This window comes from Chryseobacterium oranimense (assembly GCF_900129755.1).
In the GTDB taxonomy this organism is placed as follows: Bacteria; Bacteroidota; Bacteroidia; order Flavobacteriales; family Weeksellaceae; genus Chryseobacterium; species Chryseobacterium oranimense.
In genome coordinates this window covers 1-17,354 of the sequence record NZ_FQWT01000007.1, presented here as the reverse complement: position 1 = coordinate 17,354, position 17,354 = coordinate 1, and the positions used below count along the sequence as shown (strand labels likewise).

Here is a 17,354-nt window from a genome sequence, read left to right as displayed (position 1 = left end):
TTTCACCGACAGAGGCAGCTTTGCGAAAATAACAAAAAATATATCAAAAAAAGTAAAAACAGCTTTTATATCGCCCATATCCAGATTAATAACAGCCGGCAAAAGGCAATAAAAAGCTGATAGTCTTTACATAGCAAATTATTTCTGCAGAAATTTTAATTCACTTTTACCTTCTTCTTCCACCCAATCCGAACATTCCGAGAAGGGCTTTTGCTCCTTCCCGCATTAAAGTGCTGGTAAAAGTTCTTCCTGCCTTACTCTGAAGCACCTGCTCAAACATTCCCGGCTCTTCTTTCACAGGTTTTGTTTTCTGGGAAGGTGCCGGGTTCTGGGCGGCCTGCTCCATTCTGCTGGTCAGGATCTCATAAGCAGATTCCTTATCAACAGGCTGTTCATATTTAGCCACTAAAGAAGAGTTTCCTGTCAGTTCTGAAATTTCTGCATCATTCAGGACATCCATCCTTGATTCCGGAGAGATCAGATAGGTATGAACAAGCGGTGTAGGAATTCCTTTTTCATCCAAAGCTGTTACAAAGGCTTCCCCGATCCCGAGATTCTGGATCAGGTTTGATGCATCATAAAATTCAGTTGTAGGATAGTTTTCTACTGCTTTAGTAATTTCTTTTTTATCTTTTGCGGTAAAACCTCTCAAAGCATGCTGTATCTTCAGACCAAGCTGGGACAGTACATTCTCCGGAACATCGCCTGGAATCTGTGTGATAAAATAAATTCCCACTCCTTTGGAACGGATAAGTTTTACCATGGTTTCTATCTGGGACAACAAAGCTTTTGAAGATTCATCGAATATCAGGTGGGCTTCGTCTATGAAAAGAACAAGTTTGGGTTTTCCGCTGTCTCCTTCTTCCGGGAAAGTCATATAAATTTCAGCAAAAAGCGAAAGCATAAACGTAGAAAACAGCTGTGGCTTATTCTGAATTTCTGCTACTCTTAAGATATTGACCACCCCTTTTCCATCTCTGGTTTCAAGAAGGTCATGAACATCAAAGCTCAATTCGCCAAAAAAATCAGCGGCACCCTGCTGTTCCAGAGCCACAATAGATCTCAGGATCGCTCCCAGTGAAGCCGGGGCAATAGATCCGTAGTTAGCTGCCAGTTCAGCTTTTCCCTGGGCATTATCCGTTACATATTGCAAGACTTTCTTCAAATCATTAAGGTCAATTAACGGAAGTCCTTTATCGTCACAGTATTTAAAGACAATAGACATAATACTCTGCTGGGTATCATTCAGTTCCAGGATCTTGCTTAATAGAACAGGACCGAACTCTGTAACGGTAGCTCTTAACTTCACTCCTTTTCCTCCTGATATGGTCATCAGCTCTACCGGAAAAGCCTGTGGATTATATGGGAGCTGGGTTTTTGCATATCTTTCTTCAATGACCGGATTCATCTGGCCGGCTTCTGCAATTCCGGAAAAATCTCCTTTAATATCCAAAACCAATGAAGGAATTCCTGCATGGGAGAGCTGTTCTGCAAATACCTGAAGCGTTTTTGTTTTACCTGTCCCTGTAGCCCCTGCAATAAGACCGTGACGGTTAATTGTTTTTAAAGGAATGGTAACATTAACTTCCGGCACCACTTCACCGTCCAGCATTCCTTTTCCGAGTATAATATGATCTCCTTTAGGAGTGTATTTTGCATTTAGTTCTTCAATAAATTGTGTTTTATCTGCCATCTGATCTTTTTTTAAACTTATAAATATAAAATTTTTTATAAAATATTGGACTAATAAAGTAATAATACAAAATAATATTACGCCATCTTCGTAGATATCAGCACTACATAATTATTTTCATTTCTTAAACATGATAAAAAACAGTCTGTACAATCACTGCTCACCATCCTTCGTTTTTCAGTTGAAAATAAGGGTTTTCATAGTTGACCGCCATGAATATTGAAAGAAACTATCGTCCGAATTTAACAATTCGTTTACATTTCATCTAATACTTCGTATCTTTATCTAAAATTTAAAAAAGACCCAATGAAAATTGAACAAATATATACGGGCTGTCTGGCTCAGGGTGCCTATTATATTGTATCAGAAAATGAAGCTGCCATCATTGATCCGCTGAGAGAGGTAAAACCTTATCTGGATCGCCTTGAAAAAGACAACGTCACTTTAAAGTATATTTTTGAGACTCATTTCCATGCTGATTTTGTTTCAGGACATTTGGATCTAAGTGAAAAAACAGGGGCTCCCATTGTTTACGGACCCACTGCTCAGCCTGCATTTGAGGCCATTATTGCTGAAGATAACCAGATCTTTGAGATTGGGAAAATAAAAATAAAAGCACTGCATACTCCCGGACATACGATGGAGAGTACCACCTACCTTTTAATTGACGAAAACGGTACTGAAACTGCAATCTTTACCGGGGACACATTGTTTTTAGGCGATGTTGGAAGACCGGATCTTGCACAGAAGGCAACCAATCTTACCCAGGAAGATCTTGCAGGAATTCTTTATGACAGTCTCCAGAGCAAAATTATGCCACTGGACGACAGCATTACGGTTTATCCCGCTCATGGCGCAGGTTCTGCCTGTGGAAAAAATATGCAGAAAGAGACGGTGGATATATTGGGCAACCAGAAAAAAACCAATTATGCACTGAATCAGCCTGATAAAGAATCTTTCATCAGAGAAGTGCTTGATGGCCTTACCGCTCCGCCGAAATATTTTGGAATGAACGTTGCGATGAATAAAGGAGGTTATGAGAGCCTGGACGTCGTAATGAACAAGGGACTGAATCCGGTTGCTGCAGAAGATTTCGAAGCTTTGGCAGAAGAAACAGGGGCTTTAATTTTAGATACAAGAAGCCCGGCAGAATTTCATAAAGGATTCATTCCGAACTCTATTAATATAGGCCTTAAGGGAGATTTTGCCCCTTGGGTAGGAAATATGATCGTAGATGTAAAGCACCCGCTTTTACTGGTGACTGATGAAGGAACGGAAGAGGAAGTAATCACAAGATTAAGCAGAGTCGGTTTCGATAATGTTTTAGGGTATCTGAACGGCAGTTTCGCTGCATGGAAAAATGCCGGTAAAGAAACGGATGAGATCAAAAGGATTTCTCCTGCTGAATTTGCTGAACAATTCACGGAAAATGCTACTGTTATTGATGTGAGAAAATTAAGCGAGTATTCTGCCGAGCATGTTGACAATGCATTTAACAAGCCGCTTGACACGATCAGCGACTGGATAAAAACCATTGATGATTCTGAACATTTCTTTCTTCACTGTGCAGGAGGATACAGAAGCATGATTGCTGCAAGCGTTCTTAACTCACACGGAATCAGAAATTTTACTGAAATAGAAGGAGGTTTCAACGGGATCAAAAAGTTAGAGAAACTACCTACAACGGACTTTGTTTGTCAGTCAAAAACATTGTAGGATGTTGAAAAGAACAATTTCTGGATATATTTTTGCGTCAGTTTTAGCTTTAACAGCTTGTAAATCAAACCATACAGCTACAGTACCAAAACCCAACATCAAAGAAGTAGTGAATAGTGCGGATGTAACACTGGTAGACGTAAGAATTCCGGAACAGTATGAGGCAGGAACAGCAAAAGGAGCCATTAATATTCCTTTAGCTGAAATTCAGAACAATATAGACTCTCTTAAGGGCAAAAAAGTTGTTGTATTCTGCAATAAAGGGATCCAGGCCGATCAGGCTATGGAAATCTTAAAGAAAAACGGTGTGGAAGCCTATGACGGTACAACCTGGAAAAATGTAAAAGCAATCCAGGATGAAAAACAATCAGGAAAATAAAATATTATACTGCCAGGACTTATGAATAAATCTTAGCGGTTTCAATAAAAAATCAAAAACTATGTCACAAAAATTTCAGGAAATCATCAATTCGGAAAGACCGGTACTTATTGATTTTTTTGCCACCTGGTGCCAGCCTTGTAAAGTACAGTCCTCTGTTTTAAATACAGTAAAGGAAAACGTAGGTGAAGGGGCAAGAATCATCAAAGTAGATGTAGACCAATACCCTGCTTTGGCAGCACAATATGGTGTAAGAGGTGTTCCTACACTCGCGGTCTTCAAAAACGGAGAACTTTTATGGAAAGAAAGCGGAGTCCACGACGTGAATACGCTCACGGAACTGCTTAAACAATATGCTTAAACTGTGATTTTTTCACAGTTTTTTTTATTTTATACACACAGATAGTTGAGATAGCATCCGTTTAGATTCGTGAAATGGGATTTTTATAACAAATTACCAGCGTATTTACGGACAGTTTTTCTCATACTCTTTTATGATTCCAATGTAAATTTCAGCCTGCCTGTTTTGTATTTTATCTCCAACGATATAAAATAATCTTTTGGTTTGTTCTCTATCTTTTTTTACTTCTTGTAAAGTTGTTTTATAAATTTCCTGATATTCTTTTTGTAACGTTTTATCCAAATGCTTTTCCTGCATCATTTCTTTCTCAAAAGAATTTAAATACTGATTAAATGAACCACAATCTCCGGCAACCGCTCTAAAAGCATCAACGATATTTTCAATGGAAGATCCCATCTTAGAATTGAACTGACTCTTTTGTTTTACTGCCAAAACCGTGTAAGGCTCACCGCTTTTTTGAATATAAAAGTTTGAATGGGTATAATAACATGCATTCAATCCCATACACTCAAATACATTTGAACTGTATAATTTAATTTTACCGTCATAGAGTAAGTATTCGAACGTTTCGGCTGTATCATTTGAAAGACCTCCTTTCTTATCTACCGTTTTTACTTTAATTTTTTCCTGAATTTGAGAAATTTCATCGCCATTGTAATAAATAATCTTTTTTACATCTTTAGAGTTTATTTCTTTCGTCTTCTCACCCGCCTGTGTTGTATATTGAAATGCTGATATTCTGTTGTGGACTATCAATTGTCCCATATTAATAGTTTTAGTAACTGCATTCACAGAGTTTGCTTTAAATGAAGACCCATCTTCCAATTGAAATTCAGCAATATCATTTTCTTGATTACGTGCATTTTCCTGCGCGTTCATCACCAAATTCAAAACACAGAAGATAGCAAACAGTAGTTTTTTATTCATATATATTCTTTCTAATTATTTATTTAAAATTAAAAAAAATACAATATACTTTTTAAAAAAAATAAAAAACATCTCAAAATATTCAATAAAGATCAAATCTTAACTTCCGAATTATTTGATTTTGATCTCAAAATCATCTCTGTCATTCAGAAACTGGAAATGCTGCCTGAAATCTTTCAGTTCATCACTATTCAGTTCCGCAGAAATGATATTTCCGTTCTTTTGTGAAATTTCTGTCCCATCTGCAAAAAAACAATGCGAGCTTTCCTGATAAACAAGGCCATTTCCATCTGTCCCGATTCTGTTTAAACCAAAAACAAAAGACAGATTTTCTATTGCCCTGGCTTTTAGCAGGTGTTCCCAGGCTCCTACTCTTTTTTCAGGCCAGTTGGCCACATATAAAATAGCATCATAATCATCATTGTTTCTCGCAAAAACCGGGAAACGGAGATCGTAGCAGACCTGCAATAAGATCCGGAACCCCATATAATTTACAATAATCCTTTTATCTCCGGGAGTATATACTTTATCTTCTCCCGAAAAAGAAAACAGATGTCTTTTATCATAAAAAACAGGCTCTGAGCCGGGCTGAACGAAATACATTCTGTTATAAAAATTTCCGTCCTGCTCTACCGGAGCACTTCCGCAGACTGCGGCATTTTTTTCTTTTGAGATTTTCTTCAGGAACTCAAGGGATTCTTCATTTCTGTCCGAGACTTCAGCGGCATCCATGCAGAAGCCGGTGGAAAACATTTCAGGAAGCAGGAAAATATCAGCTTCAAGGCTTTTAAACTGTTCTTCGATGAATTGGAAATTCTTTTCTTTATTTTTCCAGACAATATCTAAATTAAGTCCTGCAATTTTCATAAACTTTGTTAAAAAACTTCAATAAAAATACGATTTTCCATTGATTTCGGTTCTATTTTTGATGAGGATATTTCCATTATCAATTTAAAAAGTAAAATTATGAAGAAATTGTTTTTGGTGCTGATGATCGCTTTTTTCGGAACAGCAGCCCACGCACAGGCTTACACAGGTAAAGGTGACCAAAAAGTTCAGGCGGGATTAAGTGCCTGGGGATACGGAACCGGAGTTACCGGAACTTATGATTACGGATTGAATCAACTTATATCCGTTGGAGCCGGTCTGAATGTTTATTTTGATAATTATAAGGATCATGATAAAGATAACCGTGTTTTTGCTTTCGGAAGATTGAATTTCCACCTTAATGAAGCGCTTGATCTTCCTGCAAAATGGGACATTTATCCTGGCGTTGACGTTGGTGTTCTTGGAAAGGATTTCGGGATCGGAGCTCATATCGGAGCCCGTTACTTTTTCACCGAGAAAGTGGGCGTTTTTGCAGAAGTAGGCAACAACGGCAGCATCGGTGTTTCTTTCAACCTGTAGAATTCACGAAATATATGACAAAGCTTCTCATTTAGAGGGGCTTTTTTATTTGGCATAGTTTTGATAATTGTTACCTTTGCAAATTAAAATCTAAAATTTATTAATGGAATTAGCAATCAAGATTTTCCAGTTCATACTAAGTATTTCTATTTTAGTAGTTCTTCATGAGCTTGGACACTTTTTACCGGCAAAATGGTTTAAGACCAGGGCTGAGAAATTCTTCCTGTTTTTCGATCCGTGGTTTTCGATCTTTTCAATGAAGAAAATCAACGGAAAATGGCAATATAAATTTCTTTCCAAAAATCTTCCGGATACAGAAACTATCGTAGTAGACGGAAAAGAAACAGAAGTTCCTATCGATACTTCAAAGCTTCCGGACAGCGACTGGAGAAAGCACCCCGAGCAAACGAAATACGGTATCGGATGGCTTCCTTTCGGAGGTTATGTGAAAATTGCGGGAATGATCGACGAAAGCATGGATAAAGAGCAGATGAAGAAACCTGCACAGCCATGGGAATTCAGATCCAAACCGGCCTGGCAGAGACTAATCATCATGCTGGGAGGGGTTACTGTGAACTTTTTCCTTGCGTGGATCATTTTCGGATGTCTTTCTTACTTTAATGGCGAGAGTTCTTTCGATACTACTAAAGTGGAAACTCCGATGCATTATACCAATGTTGCCAAGGCAATGGGATTTAAAGATGGTGACAAGATCTTAAAAGTAGACGGAAAGGTTCAGAATAACCTGGATAAGCTGTCTTTGGACATTCTATTGAGCGACCAGGTAACCGTTTTAAGAAACGGACAGGAATTTACTTTTAATACGAATGATGACGGAAAGGCACTTGCTTTTAAAGATGAAAATCCAAGAGCATTCCTTACGCCAAGATATGCTCCTGTAATTGATACAATTGTGAATCCTAAAACTGCTGAAGCCGGATTAAAAACAGGTGATCAGGTAGTTTCTGTAAACGGGCAGAAAATCAATTATTATGACGAGCTGCAGGGCGCTGTTGTAAAAAATGCAGGTAAAGTTATTAATATGGAGATATTAAGAGCCGGCGCATTACAGCCGCTAAGCCTTCAGGTTTCGAAGGAAGGGACATTAGGTATAGCTTCTTATAAGCAGCTTGAAAAGTTTGCCAATACACAGCATTTTACGTTTATTGAGTCTATCGGAAGAGGGTTTACAAGAAGTATTGAAAGCTTAACTTACCAGGTTAAACAGTTTAAACTGGTCTTCAATAAAAAAGTTCAGGGTTATAAGAAAGTAGGCGGTCCACTGGCAATCATTAAGAATATGCCGGTAGAAAAGTCTAAAGACGGAGCAGTATCTGTAAACTGGAGCCTATTCTGGAGTTTTACGGCAATGTTCTCTGTATGGCTGGCATTCCTGAACCTTATTCCTATTCCGGGACTTGACGGAGGGCACGTTTTATTCACTTTATGGGAAGTCATTACGGGGAAACCTGTACCTCAGAAAGTATTGGAAAATGCGCAAATGATCGGGGTTATCTTCCTTCTAGGATTGATGTTACTGATCTTCGGAAGCGATATCTTTAAGGCGCTTACGGGCAGTTTATAATTTTTTTGAATTTTTTTCTAAAAAATATTTGTACGGTATAAATATTCGTCCTATATTTGCACCACTTAAAACAAAGGACATTCCTCCTTAGCTCAGTTGGTTAGAGCATCTGACTGTTAATCAGAGGGTCGCTGGTTCGAGCCCAGCAGGAGGAGCCAATAAAATTAAACACTTACAGCAATGTAGGTGTTTTTTTATGTGGTCAGGGTTGATATAATTTCCTTGCTATTCTAGCAAAAATTATTACTTTTTGAATAACCTTAAAATATGGTTTATATATAGCCACTTACATGATATATAAAAAGGGTTTTCACATACTGTATAAAATCAAAGCCAATATATTTTTTTATTAAAATATTTATCGTAATATTGCGATATACAAAACCACATGGGAGCAACAAAAACAGACCACTTCACAGATGATCAAAATAAAATAGCAACTATTGCTAAAGCATTGGGACATCCGGCAAGAGTAGCCATCATCGAATATTTATTAAAAGTAAACACGTGTATATGTGGAGATATCGTCAATGAACTGCCCTTGGCACAGGCAACAGTTTCTCAACATCTGAAAGAATTAAAAAATGCCGGTCTTATCAAAGGAAATATCGAAGGAACCGCAATTTGTTACTGTATAGATGAAAATACTTTTGAGATACTGAAAGAATATTTCTCAAAAATAATTCTGACCGTTACAAAACAAAAATGCTGTTAAGCCTTTTTTTAATCTTATTTATCGCAATATAGCATTTAACCAATAAATAAAACAATAATGAAATTATCTGAGATCAAAGAAATTTTACCAACATTAGAGAATGTTGAATTTCAATTAGAAGACGGAACTTTTGTTCCTGAACATTTCCATGTTACAGAAGTAGGAACTGTAAACAAACATTTTATTGATTGTGGTGGAACTATCCGAAATGAAAAGGTTGTAAACTTTCAACTGTGGAATGCTGATGATTTTGAACATCGTTTAAAACCCGGAAAACTTCTAAACATCATCAAGCTATCAGAAGAAAAATTAGGAATTGAAGATGATGAAATAGAGGTTGAATACCAAAATACAACTATTGGTAAATTCGATTTAGAATTCAACGGGAAAAATTTTATACTTAAGAACAAAACAACAGCCTGTTTAGCCAAGGATGCCTGTGGAATTCCTTCTGAAAAACAAAAAATAAGCTTATCCGAACTTTCATCTAAACAAAATTCCGGATGTACACCAAATTCTGGATGTTGCTAAAATTTTAATCTAAAAATAAGCTATGTATCCCAAATTATTAGAAACAATAGAATTATTAAAGAATCAAGAAATTAATGAAGATAGAAAAGCGACATTAGCACCCTTGGTTGACTTTATTCAAAAAAAGCTGGAAGAAAAAAAAGATGTCAATATCAATTTTATCTGTACCCATAACTCAAGAAGGAGCCATTTATCACAAGTTTGGGCACAAATTGCAGGTATTTATTATAAAGTTCCGGGTGTAACTTGTTACTCCGGGGGAACAGAAGAAACTGCAATGTTTCCTAAAGTTATAGAAACCCTGAAAGAACAAGGGTTTACAATACTGGAGATTTCCGGCACTGAAAACCCCGTCTACGCTGTCAAGTCCAGTGAAAATAGTCATCCAATCATAGGCTTTTCCAAAAGATATGACAGTCCTTTTAATCCAGCTTCCGGTTTTGCTGCAATCATGACCTGTTCCCAGGCTGATGGTGGCTGCCCATTCATTGTCGGTGCCGACGCACGTATTCCTATCACCTTTGAGGACCCGAAAATTTCGGATAACACACCTGAACAAACAAAAGTTTATCAAGAAAGAAGTGTACAGATTGGAGCTGAAATGTTTTATGTTTTTTCACAAATAAAAAAATAGAATGGAAGTATTAGCAATTGAAAAAGAACATTATCCCGAAATATCTAATATATACGAACAGGGTATTGCTACCGGTATTGCAACATTTGAGACCACAGCACCTTCGTGGGAGGCTTGAAATGAAGAAGTAAAATAGCAGGAATAGATTAAAATAATAAAATGCAGCCAAAATTAAAATTTCTTGACAGGTTTCTCACACTCTGGATATTCTTAGCAATGTTTTTAGGAATAGGCTTAGGATATTTTTTTCCTAATATTTCTGATATCACCAATTCCTTATCAGTAGGAACTACTAATATCCCATTGGCCATTGGTTTAATCATTATGATGTACCCGCCATTAGCAAAGGTTGATTATTCCTTGTTGCCTAAAGTTTTTCAAGATAAAAAAACAATTGGAATTTCTTTGTTATTGAATTGGGTTATCGGTCCGGTTTTAATGTTCCTATTGGCAATTATTTTCCTGAGAAACGAGCCTGATTACATGATTGGTTTAATCCTTATTGGCTTAGCAAGATGTATTGCAATGGTACTTGTATGGAACGATTTAGCCAAAGGTAATCGTGAGTATGGTGCATTGTTAGTAGCTTTAAACAGCATATTTCAGGTATTGAGCTACAGCTTTATGGTTTGGCTTTTCATCAATGTTTTGCCTGAAAAATTAGGTTTGGCTAATTTTAATGTAACCGTATCAATGAAAGACGTTACCGAAAGTGTTTTGATATATTTAGGAATTCCTTTTCTAGCAGGTTTTTTGAGCCGTTACTTTTTAATTAAATCAAAAGGTTTAGAATGGTACAACAGGAAGTTTATTCCTAAAATATCCCCCTGGACTTTGTATGCCCTTTTATTCACCATTATTTTAATGTTCAGCCTTAAAGGAGATAAGATACTTGAATTACCATTAGATGTTTTAAAAGTGGCTGCACCATTAATCGTTTACTTTGTGCTGATGTTTTTTGTAAGTTTCTTTATCAATAAATCATTTAATGTTCCCTATGATAAAAATGCCTCGATAGCTTTCACGGCAACAGGAAACAACTTTGAATTAGCAATTGCAGTTGCTATATCCGTATTTGGGATACACTCTCCCCAGGCATTCGTGGGTGTAATCGGACCATTGGTAGAAGTGCCGGTTTTGATACTGCTTGTACGGATAAGTTTATGGTTAAAAAAGAAATATTATTAACCCAACAATATGCAATAAACTACCTGGAATATCGTAAAGCAGACTATTTCAATTTAGTGAAGAATCAGCTGGAATCAGGAAATTAATCCGCAACGAATGTGCAAATCCCCCATTTATTAAAGATGTTCAGGCTCAATCTACAAATAACCCAAAATATTTGTAGCTGAAATTCAACATTTTTAGTTAAAAAACACCGTTAATTGGGGATAAAATTTGCCTGATATTAATATTCCTTTTATATTTGCAGCACCTTAAACAAAGGAAATTCCTCCTTAGCTCAGTTGGTTAGAGCATCTGACTGTTAATCAGAGGGTCGCTGGTTCGAGCCCAGCAGGAGGAGCCAAAAAGACTTACATTTCTGTAAGTCTTTTTTATTTTACTCCAATATAATTAAGCATTTACAGCTTTTCTATCATTTTATATCGTGTTTAAATAATGAAATGTCCGTATAATCTTTAAACCGAAGAAAATTCTTATATTTATTACATAAAAACAACTGACAATCAATAAAATATCCATAATACCCAAGCGTTAATTAGCATCACAGCACTATACCAGAAGTAAGCAGAATGGAAATAATTGAGTATAAACCAATAAAAGCACTGGAGCCTTTTATAAAGGCTATCAAAATTATTGAAAGCCATGAGGAAATACAGAACAGAGTATTACCGGGAAGCTCAATAGCCATGGCTTTTTGTTTTAGCGGACAAAACTCATACACTGTGAATTCGGAGCGGATCATACTGCCAAAAGCAATAATTTCAGGGCTCCGGAAATCAGTACGGCTTATCAATTATTCCCCGAATACTTCCACATTAATTGTCATGTTCAAAGAGAGCGGAGCCTCCGCATTTTTTAAAGAACCTCTTTACGGTTTATTTGAGAAAAGTATTTTGCTTGATGATATTTTGGATCCTGACGAAGTCAGAAATACCGAGGAAATGTTGTGTGAAGCAAAAAACAACTTTCAAAGAGTAAAAATTGTGGAAAAGTTCTTATTAAAAAGACTAATTAATCCAAATCCCGATAGCATGATAGCAAATGCCGTTGCTAAAATTCAGCAGGCAAGAGGAGATATAAAAATAAACGAATTAGCAGAGATGCTACACATCAGCAACGATGCCTTTGAGAAACGGTTTAGAAAAAGCATCGGTTCCTCGCCCAAACAGTTCGCATCCATTATCCGGATGTCCGCGGCCATTCCTTTAAAGACAGACGGGCGGCTTTTGGACACTGCTTTTGATGCCGGATTCTACGATCAGGCTCATTTCAACAAAGATTTTAAACTTTTCACCGGCCAAACACCAACAGAGTTTTACAAATCTGCTTCCTATTGGTAAATCAATGATTTTTTACAATGATTTGAGGAGACAAGTCTTGAACTTTGCATCAATAAATTACTTTAATGATGAGCCCAAAATTCAAAATAGTTCTGACATCCGTTTTGTTATTCAGCCAAACCATGTCTTTGTTTTCACAAACCAGATCATTTAAAAATACTCAGCCAATGAACATTATCAGAAACAAAGAAGCTATACGGCTTCTTTACGACTCTATACTTAATCCTAAACAGTTTGAAAAGTTGCCCATTTTAATATCGGATATCTATACCAATTCTGTTGGAGCAAAGGGTGTAGCCGCCTTCAAAAAGCCAATTGCCGAATTAGCCACCGCTTTTCCTGATGCCCAATGGAAAATTGAGGATATCATTGCTGAAGATAATAAAGTGATCGTTAAACAAATATTTACCGGAACACATCAACTCCCGTTTCAAAACATTATCCCCACCCATAAAACGATTTCTGTAAACGGAATTGCAACCTATATATTTAAAAATGAAAAAATTGTTTTCAGCGAAATTGAAACGGACCGTTTTAGCTTTCTACAACAATTGGAAGCCTTACCAATTCCACCGAAACCCGCTGATCCAAATATCCTTTTTCTAATTGATAAATTTTTTATTCCAAAATCTTCCGTTGCGGAATTCAAAGAAAGAATGGCTTACAATAGAGTTTTTATTAAAAATCTTTCAGGGTTCATTAGCGATAAAGTTCTGGAAAGTTATGATGATAGCGGAAACCTGACTATCATTACTGTTGCAGAATGGGAGAACCGGAAAAGGCTGAATGAAGCAAAATTGGCAGTACAGAAAGAATACAAAAGAACAGGATTTAATCCAAAAGATTTTTACGCAAGATTGAATATAAAAATGGAACGTGGCCAATATCAAACTTTTCAAGAATAGAAACATTAACTATTCACTTACAACTTTCATAATCAAAGAAAGCTCTCGATTCAGAAGCCGGAAAAGACTTACAAACAAGTAAGTCTTTTTTCTGTAGCTCAAAAGTAGATTTATTTATCAATTCTTATCATCTTGATCTGTGTATTATATTTTTTGAAATTATCCACAAAAAACCAAAAGTGTTAGTAATTCTTTAATAATTAATCATCTGAAGAAAATATTATAGTTACCATATTACTGTGGAAAAAAATGAATTTTATCATTAACTGGCTTATAATAAATAAAATACAATGTTAATAACCTGTGGAAAAAATATCAGCAAGCTATTAGCATGATGATGAAATACGTTTGTATTTCCGTGAATAACGTATGGATAACTTCTTAAAAACATCTTGAAATCTTATTAACAAGCTGTGAAAAGCTGCGGAAAAAATGTGAAAAAGTTGTTAGTTTCCCTCTTTATACTAACCTTATTCACAATTGCTTTTTAACATTAAAATCCGTTATGATCAACTCATTAATTATCATAATCTTTTACTGTTATTTTTGCTACATTTGCTGTTTTATGAATTTTCATAGAAAACGTTAAAAAAAATGATCTTTTTTAAATAAACAGCACGCTTTTTGTTTGTGCTAATTGCTTGAAGAACCAAATGATGTTAAACAACAACTCTAAATATTACAATCTTTTTTTTCTGCTCTTCATATCCTGCCTGGCATACGCCCAAAACACAGTGAATGGAAGAATTACAGACGCAAAAACAAATAAAGAAATTTCCGGTGTAGATGTCTTTATAAATGATAATACCGAACCCTTTCTAAAGACCACCCTGGGAAGCTTTAGCGTTCAGTCCGACAGTATTATTCATAAACTAAGGTTTTCGAAAAAGGCCTATTCCACCGAAACCGTTGATATCACCCCTGAAAATGCGGCCAATGTTTTCGTACAGCTTTCACAGGAAAAGGTAAGCAGCATTGGTGAAATCGTCATCCACAACGAAAAACCAAAATACAAGAACAAAAAAGAAAATCCTGCCTATGCTATTATGCAGGAGGTATGGAAAAGGAAACGAAATAACGGCCTGGAGAAATTCGATACCTATACTTATAAAGAATATGAAAAGATCCAGTTTGATGCAAACAATCTGGACAGCGCTTTTATGAGTAAAAAGATCTTCAATAAACTTGATTTTATTTTCGATTACGCAGACTCTACAGCGAGCGGCAAGATTGGGCTTCCCATCTTCCTGAATGAATCCGTCTACGAAAACTATGGAGAAAACAAACCGGGAAAAAAGACAAAAAGATTACTTGTTGCCCAAAAAACATCTGGATTCCAGGATAATCAGGTAATCACCATCACGGCAAAAAATCTTTACCGCGATATTAATATTTACGACAATACATTAAATTATTTTGATATAGGATTCCCAAGCCCTGTTGGGACAAACGGATTCAGTACCTATGATTATAATCTGACAGACACCATTTCGATCCATGGTGAGAATGCCTACAAAATAAGATATCAGCCTAAAAGAAAGGATGTTTTAGCATTCCAGGGCTATCTTTATATAGACACGGACAACTATGCTGTTCTGGGAGCCACATTAAAGTCTACACAGAAGATCAACGTTAATTTCATCAACAGCATTTCCACAGAGCTGGAATATGACAACCCTGATGAGAATACTTTCCTCCCTAAAAAATTTATTACAGAAATAGAACTTACCCCTTTCGCAAAGAAAAGAACCTCCAAAAGTATTATTGCCAAACGAACGGTGGATTATTCCCAATACGACTTCAACAAGCCTCTTGATGATAAAGTTTTCACACGGAAACAGGAAGAGTATGATGACAAATTTGTAGATAAAGATGATGCTTATTGGTTAAAAGCAAGACCAGATTCATTATCCAAATCAGAACAAGGCGTTTATGAGATGCTTGACAGGCTTCAGCAGACACCAAAATTCAACCGTATCGTTAAAATCTATGAAACCCTTGCATCAGGATATTATAATGCATTTAAAGGCATTGATATCGGTCCTATTTTTTCAATTTACGGTAAAAACGAAGTGGAAGGCGACAGAATAAGACTGGGAGCAAGAACTTACTTTGGGCAAAACGATCCCTGGAGGCTTCAGTTCTATACTGCATATGGATTCAAAGATCAGCAGGTTAAATATGGTGCAGAAGGCCGTTATATGTTCAACAGGGTTAACAGATTTATGATCGGTGCCGGTACGAAGAGGGATATTGAGCAGCTGGGTGTGCAACTTACCACTGATGATGGAATCATGGCACGTACCTTTGCATCATCCACTCTTTTTGCAAGAGGAGAAAACGCTTCTTTGAGCTCCATTAACAAAACTAACATTTTTGCTTCCATTGAGCCATGGAAAAACTTCCAGGTTCGTGTAGACGGAACATTGCAGAGCATAAAATCAGCCAATCCTGATAAATTCAGCCTAATGTATTACCGGAATGGTGATCTGAGAAAAACACTTAACGATTCTCACGTTACTTTAAGTTTAATTGCAAGACCGGGAGCAAAGTTCTCCCAGACAGGAGTTGACCGTTATGAGCACGGAACACTGGCCCCTACCATTATCCTTAAATACACCAGAGGTATTGAAGGCCTTTTTAACGGTGATTTCAACTATAACAGGCTCCAGTTTATGTTCTACAAGCCAATCCTAATTGGAAGCTGGGGGAAAACTATTGTAAACTTTGAAGCCGGAAAAACTTTTGACACAGTTCCGCTGGCCCTGCAGAATGTAATTCCTGGAAACCAGTCATACAGCCTGGCACAGAATACATTTTCACAGCTTAACTACTATGAGTTTGTGGCAGACACTTACACAACGTTGCATCTTGAGCATCATTTCAATGGAAAAATACTCTCTTTTATTCCCTTGATTAAAAAACTTAAGCTTAGAGAAATTGCTTTCATTAGAACTGCTTACGGAACTTTAAGCGATGCTTCAAAAGCCATTAATGTAGATGGATTCAAATATTCAGCACCAAGCGAACAAATTTATTTTGAATACGGATTCGGAATTGAAAATATAGGAATCGGAAACCTTAGAATATTCAGGGTTGACTTTAACTGGAGAGGAAATTACCTTGACAGGCCGGATATTTCAACATTTGGAATAAAAGCAGGCTTCCAGGTCGGATTTTAAAATACAATCTCCTTATCGATATGATAAGGAGATTTTTTTATCTTATATTGCTTAATAGAAAAGCAAACCGTTAGTAAAGATTGGCTGCTTTAAAAATATTTTAAGTATGACTAACATAAAAATCCCCGGTAATACCAGGGATCTTTTTTTCAATAACTTATTTATCTAACATCCGCACGGATCCGGATCTATGATCATATTAGGACATCTCAGCCTTTGCTGTGGGGTCCACGAACACCATTCCCCACAAGTAGTTGCAGGAGGAGGGCATGCCAAAGCACCACCATCGATAGTCTTCAGTTCTTTTTTTGTCAGTTTCTTAAGATTTTTCATAGTATTTTGTTTTAGTTTTTTTGCCTACTCTTTATGCTTTTCGGCTTTCGCAATTAATTTGTTTTATGGCTCTAAACAAATATATAAATATTTCACAATAATTAGAATATTAGCAAAAATATTTTTCTTCCCTGATTATGAATGATTAATCTTGAAATATTGACGAAACTTTATAAGCATCTCAGATATATGAGTCTCCCGAATTTACTAGTCACATTTAGATTCAACGGAAGTTGTAGATATTGCTTATGTAAAGATAATGAGTGATGAGTGATGTCCAGGTAAAGGCTAGGTTGGGTATAGAATAGGTATGGGATAGAATAGGTTTAGCTATCTATATATCCAAAAACAAAAAAGTCTCACACAAACATGTTGTATGAGACTTTTAATAAAAACTGGCGGCGGCCTACTCTCCCGCTTGTCGCAGTACCATCGGCGCTGGTGGGCTTAACTTCTGT

The 17,354-nt window shown here is 36.5% G+C and carries 16 protein-coding genes and 2 tRNA genes; 14 read left to right on the top strand and 4 right to left on the bottom strand.

Features of this window, described 5'->3' with window-relative positions; all coding sequences use genetic code 11:
• Nucleotides 1-166 precede the first annotated feature (166 nt).
• Complete coding sequence (locus tag BUB03_RS18070; protein ID WP_073065822.1) at nt 167-1,693, bottom strand: helicase HerA-like domain-containing protein; 1,527 nt, start codon at nt 1,691-1,693, stop codon at nt 167-169.
• Nucleotides 1,694-1,999: 306 nt separating this feature from the next.
• Between BUB03_RS18070 and BUB03_RS18065 the strand changes: the two genes are divergently transcribed.
• From BUB03_RS18065 to BUB03_RS18055, 3 genes are all read left to right on the top strand, one after another.
• Complete coding sequence (locus BUB03_RS18065; protein WP_073065820.1) at nt 2,000-3,409, top strand: MBL fold metallo-hydrolase; 1,410 nt, start codon at nt 2,000-2,002, stop codon at nt 3,407-3,409.
• Nucleotide 3,410: 1 nt separating this feature from the next.
• Nucleotides 3,411-3,788 (top strand): rhodanese-like domain-containing protein, encoded by a 378-nt coding sequence (locus tag BUB03_RS18060; protein ID WP_073065817.1) that lies wholly within the window; start codon nt 3,411-3,413, stop codon nt 3,786-3,788.
• 61 nt (nt 3,789-3,849) lie between these two features.
• Entirely contained in the window at nt 3,850-4,149 is a 300-nt protein-coding gene (locus BUB03_RS18055) for a thioredoxin family protein (protein WP_040999599.1), read from the top strand.
• Between the two features lie 105 nt (nt 4,150-4,254).
• On the opposite strand, the gene BUB03_RS18050 is transcribed toward BUB03_RS18055, so the two are convergent.
• The gene (locus BUB03_RS18050; protein ID WP_073065815.1) at nt 4,255-5,076 is read right to left on the bottom strand and encodes a hypothetical protein; all 822 of its coding nucleotides are present in this window, start codon (nt 5,074-5,076) and stop codon (nt 4,255-4,257) included.
• Nucleotides 5,077-5,187: 111 nt separating this feature from the next.
• Nucleotides 5,188-5,943: a nitrilase-related carbon-nitrogen hydrolase gene (locus BUB03_RS18045; protein ID WP_073065812.1), complete on the bottom strand. Its 756-nt coding sequence runs from the start codon at nt 5,941-5,943 to the stop codon at nt 5,188-5,190.
• 99 nt (nt 5,944-6,042) lie between these two features.
• Between BUB03_RS18045 and BUB03_RS18040 the strand changes: the two genes are divergently transcribed.
• The 11 genes from BUB03_RS18040 (at nt 6,043) to BUB03_RS17985 (ending at nt 16,563) form a co-directional block, all read left to right on the top strand.
• The gene (locus BUB03_RS18040) at nt 6,043-6,483 is read left to right on the top strand and encodes a DUF6646 family protein (protein ID WP_073065810.1); all 441 of its coding nucleotides are present in this window, start codon (nt 6,043-6,045) and stop codon (nt 6,481-6,483) included.
• 103 nt (nt 6,484-6,586) lie between these two features.
• Nucleotides 6,587-8,068, top strand: a complete 1,482-nt coding sequence (rseP, locus tag BUB03_RS18035; RefSeq protein ID WP_073065807.1) for an RIP metalloprotease RseP — start codon at nt 6,587-6,589, stop codon at nt 8,066-8,068.
• A gap of 81 nt (nt 8,069-8,149) precedes the next feature.
• Nucleotides 8,150-8,226, top strand: a tRNA-Asn gene (locus BUB03_RS18030).
• A gap of 230 nt (nt 8,227-8,456) precedes the next feature.
• Nucleotides 8,457-8,783 (top strand): ArsR/SmtB family transcription factor, encoded by a 327-nt coding sequence (locus BUB03_RS18025; protein WP_073065805.1) that lies wholly within the window; start codon nt 8,457-8,459, stop codon nt 8,781-8,783.
• 57 nt (nt 8,784-8,840) lie between these two features.
• On the top strand, nt 8,841-9,314 hold the full coding sequence (locus tag BUB03_RS18020) for a DUF6428 family protein (protein WP_073065802.1): 474 nt from the start codon (nt 8,841-8,843) through the stop codon (nt 9,312-9,314).
• Between the two features lie 22 nt (nt 9,315-9,336).
• The gene (locus BUB03_RS18015; RefSeq protein ID WP_073065799.1) at nt 9,337-9,948 is read left to right on the top strand and encodes an arsenate-mycothiol transferase ArsC; all 612 of its coding nucleotides are present in this window, start codon (nt 9,337-9,339) and stop codon (nt 9,946-9,948) included.
• Between the two features lie 159 nt (nt 9,949-10,107).
• Nucleotides 10,108-11,136 (top strand): ACR3 family arsenite efflux transporter, encoded by a 1,029-nt coding sequence (arsB, locus tag BUB03_RS18010; protein WP_073065796.1) that lies wholly within the window; start codon nt 10,108-10,110, stop codon nt 11,134-11,136.
• Between the two features lie 266 nt (nt 11,137-11,402).
• A tRNA-Asn gene (locus BUB03_RS18005) sits at nt 11,403-11,479 on the top strand.
• 226 nt (nt 11,480-11,705) lie between these two features.
• The gene (locus tag BUB03_RS18000; protein ID WP_073065793.1) at nt 11,706-12,476 is read left to right on the top strand and encodes a helix-turn-helix domain-containing protein; all 771 of its coding nucleotides are present in this window, start codon (nt 11,706-11,708) and stop codon (nt 12,474-12,476) included.
• Between the two features lie 167 nt (nt 12,477-12,643).
• Entirely contained in the window at nt 12,644-13,381 is a 738-nt protein-coding gene (locus BUB03_RS21610) for an ester cyclase (RefSeq protein WP_175547513.1), read from the top strand.
• 734 nt (nt 13,382-14,115) lie between these two features.
• Nucleotides 14,116-16,563, top strand: coding sequence for a DUF5686 family protein (locus BUB03_RS17985; protein WP_228417930.1), 2,448 nt, complete (start codon nt 14,116-14,118; stop codon nt 16,561-16,563).
• A gap of 165 nt (nt 16,564-16,728) precedes the next feature.
• On the opposite strand, the gene BUB03_RS21715 is transcribed toward BUB03_RS17985, so the two are convergent.
• Entirely contained in the window at nt 16,729-16,896 is a 168-nt protein-coding gene (locus BUB03_RS21715; RefSeq protein WP_139258921.1) for a bacteriocin-like protein, read from the bottom strand.
• Nucleotides 16,897-17,354 lie beyond the last annotated feature (458 nt).

What these genes read in the sequence shown, in the direction of transcription:
- BUB03_RS18070 (WP_073065822.1), bottom strand. Translation starts at nt 1,693, where the DNA reads ATGGCAGATAAAACACAATTTATTGAAGAACTAAATGCAAAATACACT.
- BUB03_RS18065 (WP_073065820.1), top strand. Translation starts at nt 2,000, where the DNA reads ATGAAAATTGAACAAATATATACGGGCTGTCTGGCTCAGGGTGCCTAT.
- BUB03_RS18060 (WP_073065817.1), top strand. Translation starts at nt 3,411, where the DNA reads ATGTTGAAAAGAACAATTTCTGGATATATTTTTGCGTCAGTTTTAGCT.
- BUB03_RS18055 (WP_040999599.1), top strand. Translation starts at nt 3,850, where the DNA reads ATGTCACAAAAATTTCAGGAAATCATCAATTCGGAAAGACCGGTACTT.
- BUB03_RS18050 (WP_073065815.1), bottom strand. Translation starts at nt 5,076, where the DNA reads ATGAATAAAAAACTACTGTTTGCTATCTTCTGTGTTTTGAATTTGGTG.
- BUB03_RS18045 (WP_073065812.1), bottom strand. Translation starts at nt 5,943, where the DNA reads ATGAAAATTGCAGGACTTAATTTAGATATTGTCTGGAAAAATAAAGAA.
- BUB03_RS18040 (WP_073065810.1), top strand. Translation starts at nt 6,043, where the DNA reads ATGAAGAAATTGTTTTTGGTGCTGATGATCGCTTTTTTCGGAACAGCA.
- rseP (WP_073065807.1), top strand. Translation starts at nt 6,587, where the DNA reads ATGGAATTAGCAATCAAGATTTTCCAGTTCATACTAAGTATTTCTATT.
- BUB03_RS18025 (WP_073065805.1), top strand. Translation starts at nt 8,457, where the DNA reads ATGGGAGCAACAAAAACAGACCACTTCACAGATGATCAAAATAAAATA.
- BUB03_RS18020 (WP_073065802.1), top strand. Translation starts at nt 8,841, where the DNA reads ATGAAATTATCTGAGATCAAAGAAATTTTACCAACATTAGAGAATGTT.
- BUB03_RS18015 (WP_073065799.1), top strand. Translation starts at nt 9,337, where the DNA reads ATGTATCCCAAATTATTAGAAACAATAGAATTATTAAAGAATCAAGAA.
- arsB (WP_073065796.1), top strand. Translation starts at nt 10,108, where the DNA reads ATGCAGCCAAAATTAAAATTTCTTGACAGGTTTCTCACACTCTGGATA.
- BUB03_RS18000 (WP_073065793.1), top strand. Translation starts at nt 11,706, where the DNA reads ATGGAAATAATTGAGTATAAACCAATAAAAGCACTGGAGCCTTTTATA.
- BUB03_RS21610 (WP_175547513.1), top strand. Translation starts at nt 12,644, where the DNA reads ATGAACATTATCAGAAACAAAGAAGCTATACGGCTTCTTTACGACTCT.
- BUB03_RS21715 (WP_139258921.1), bottom strand. Translation starts at nt 16,896, where the DNA reads ATGAAAAATCTTAAGAAACTGACAAAAAAAGAACTGAAGACTATCGAT.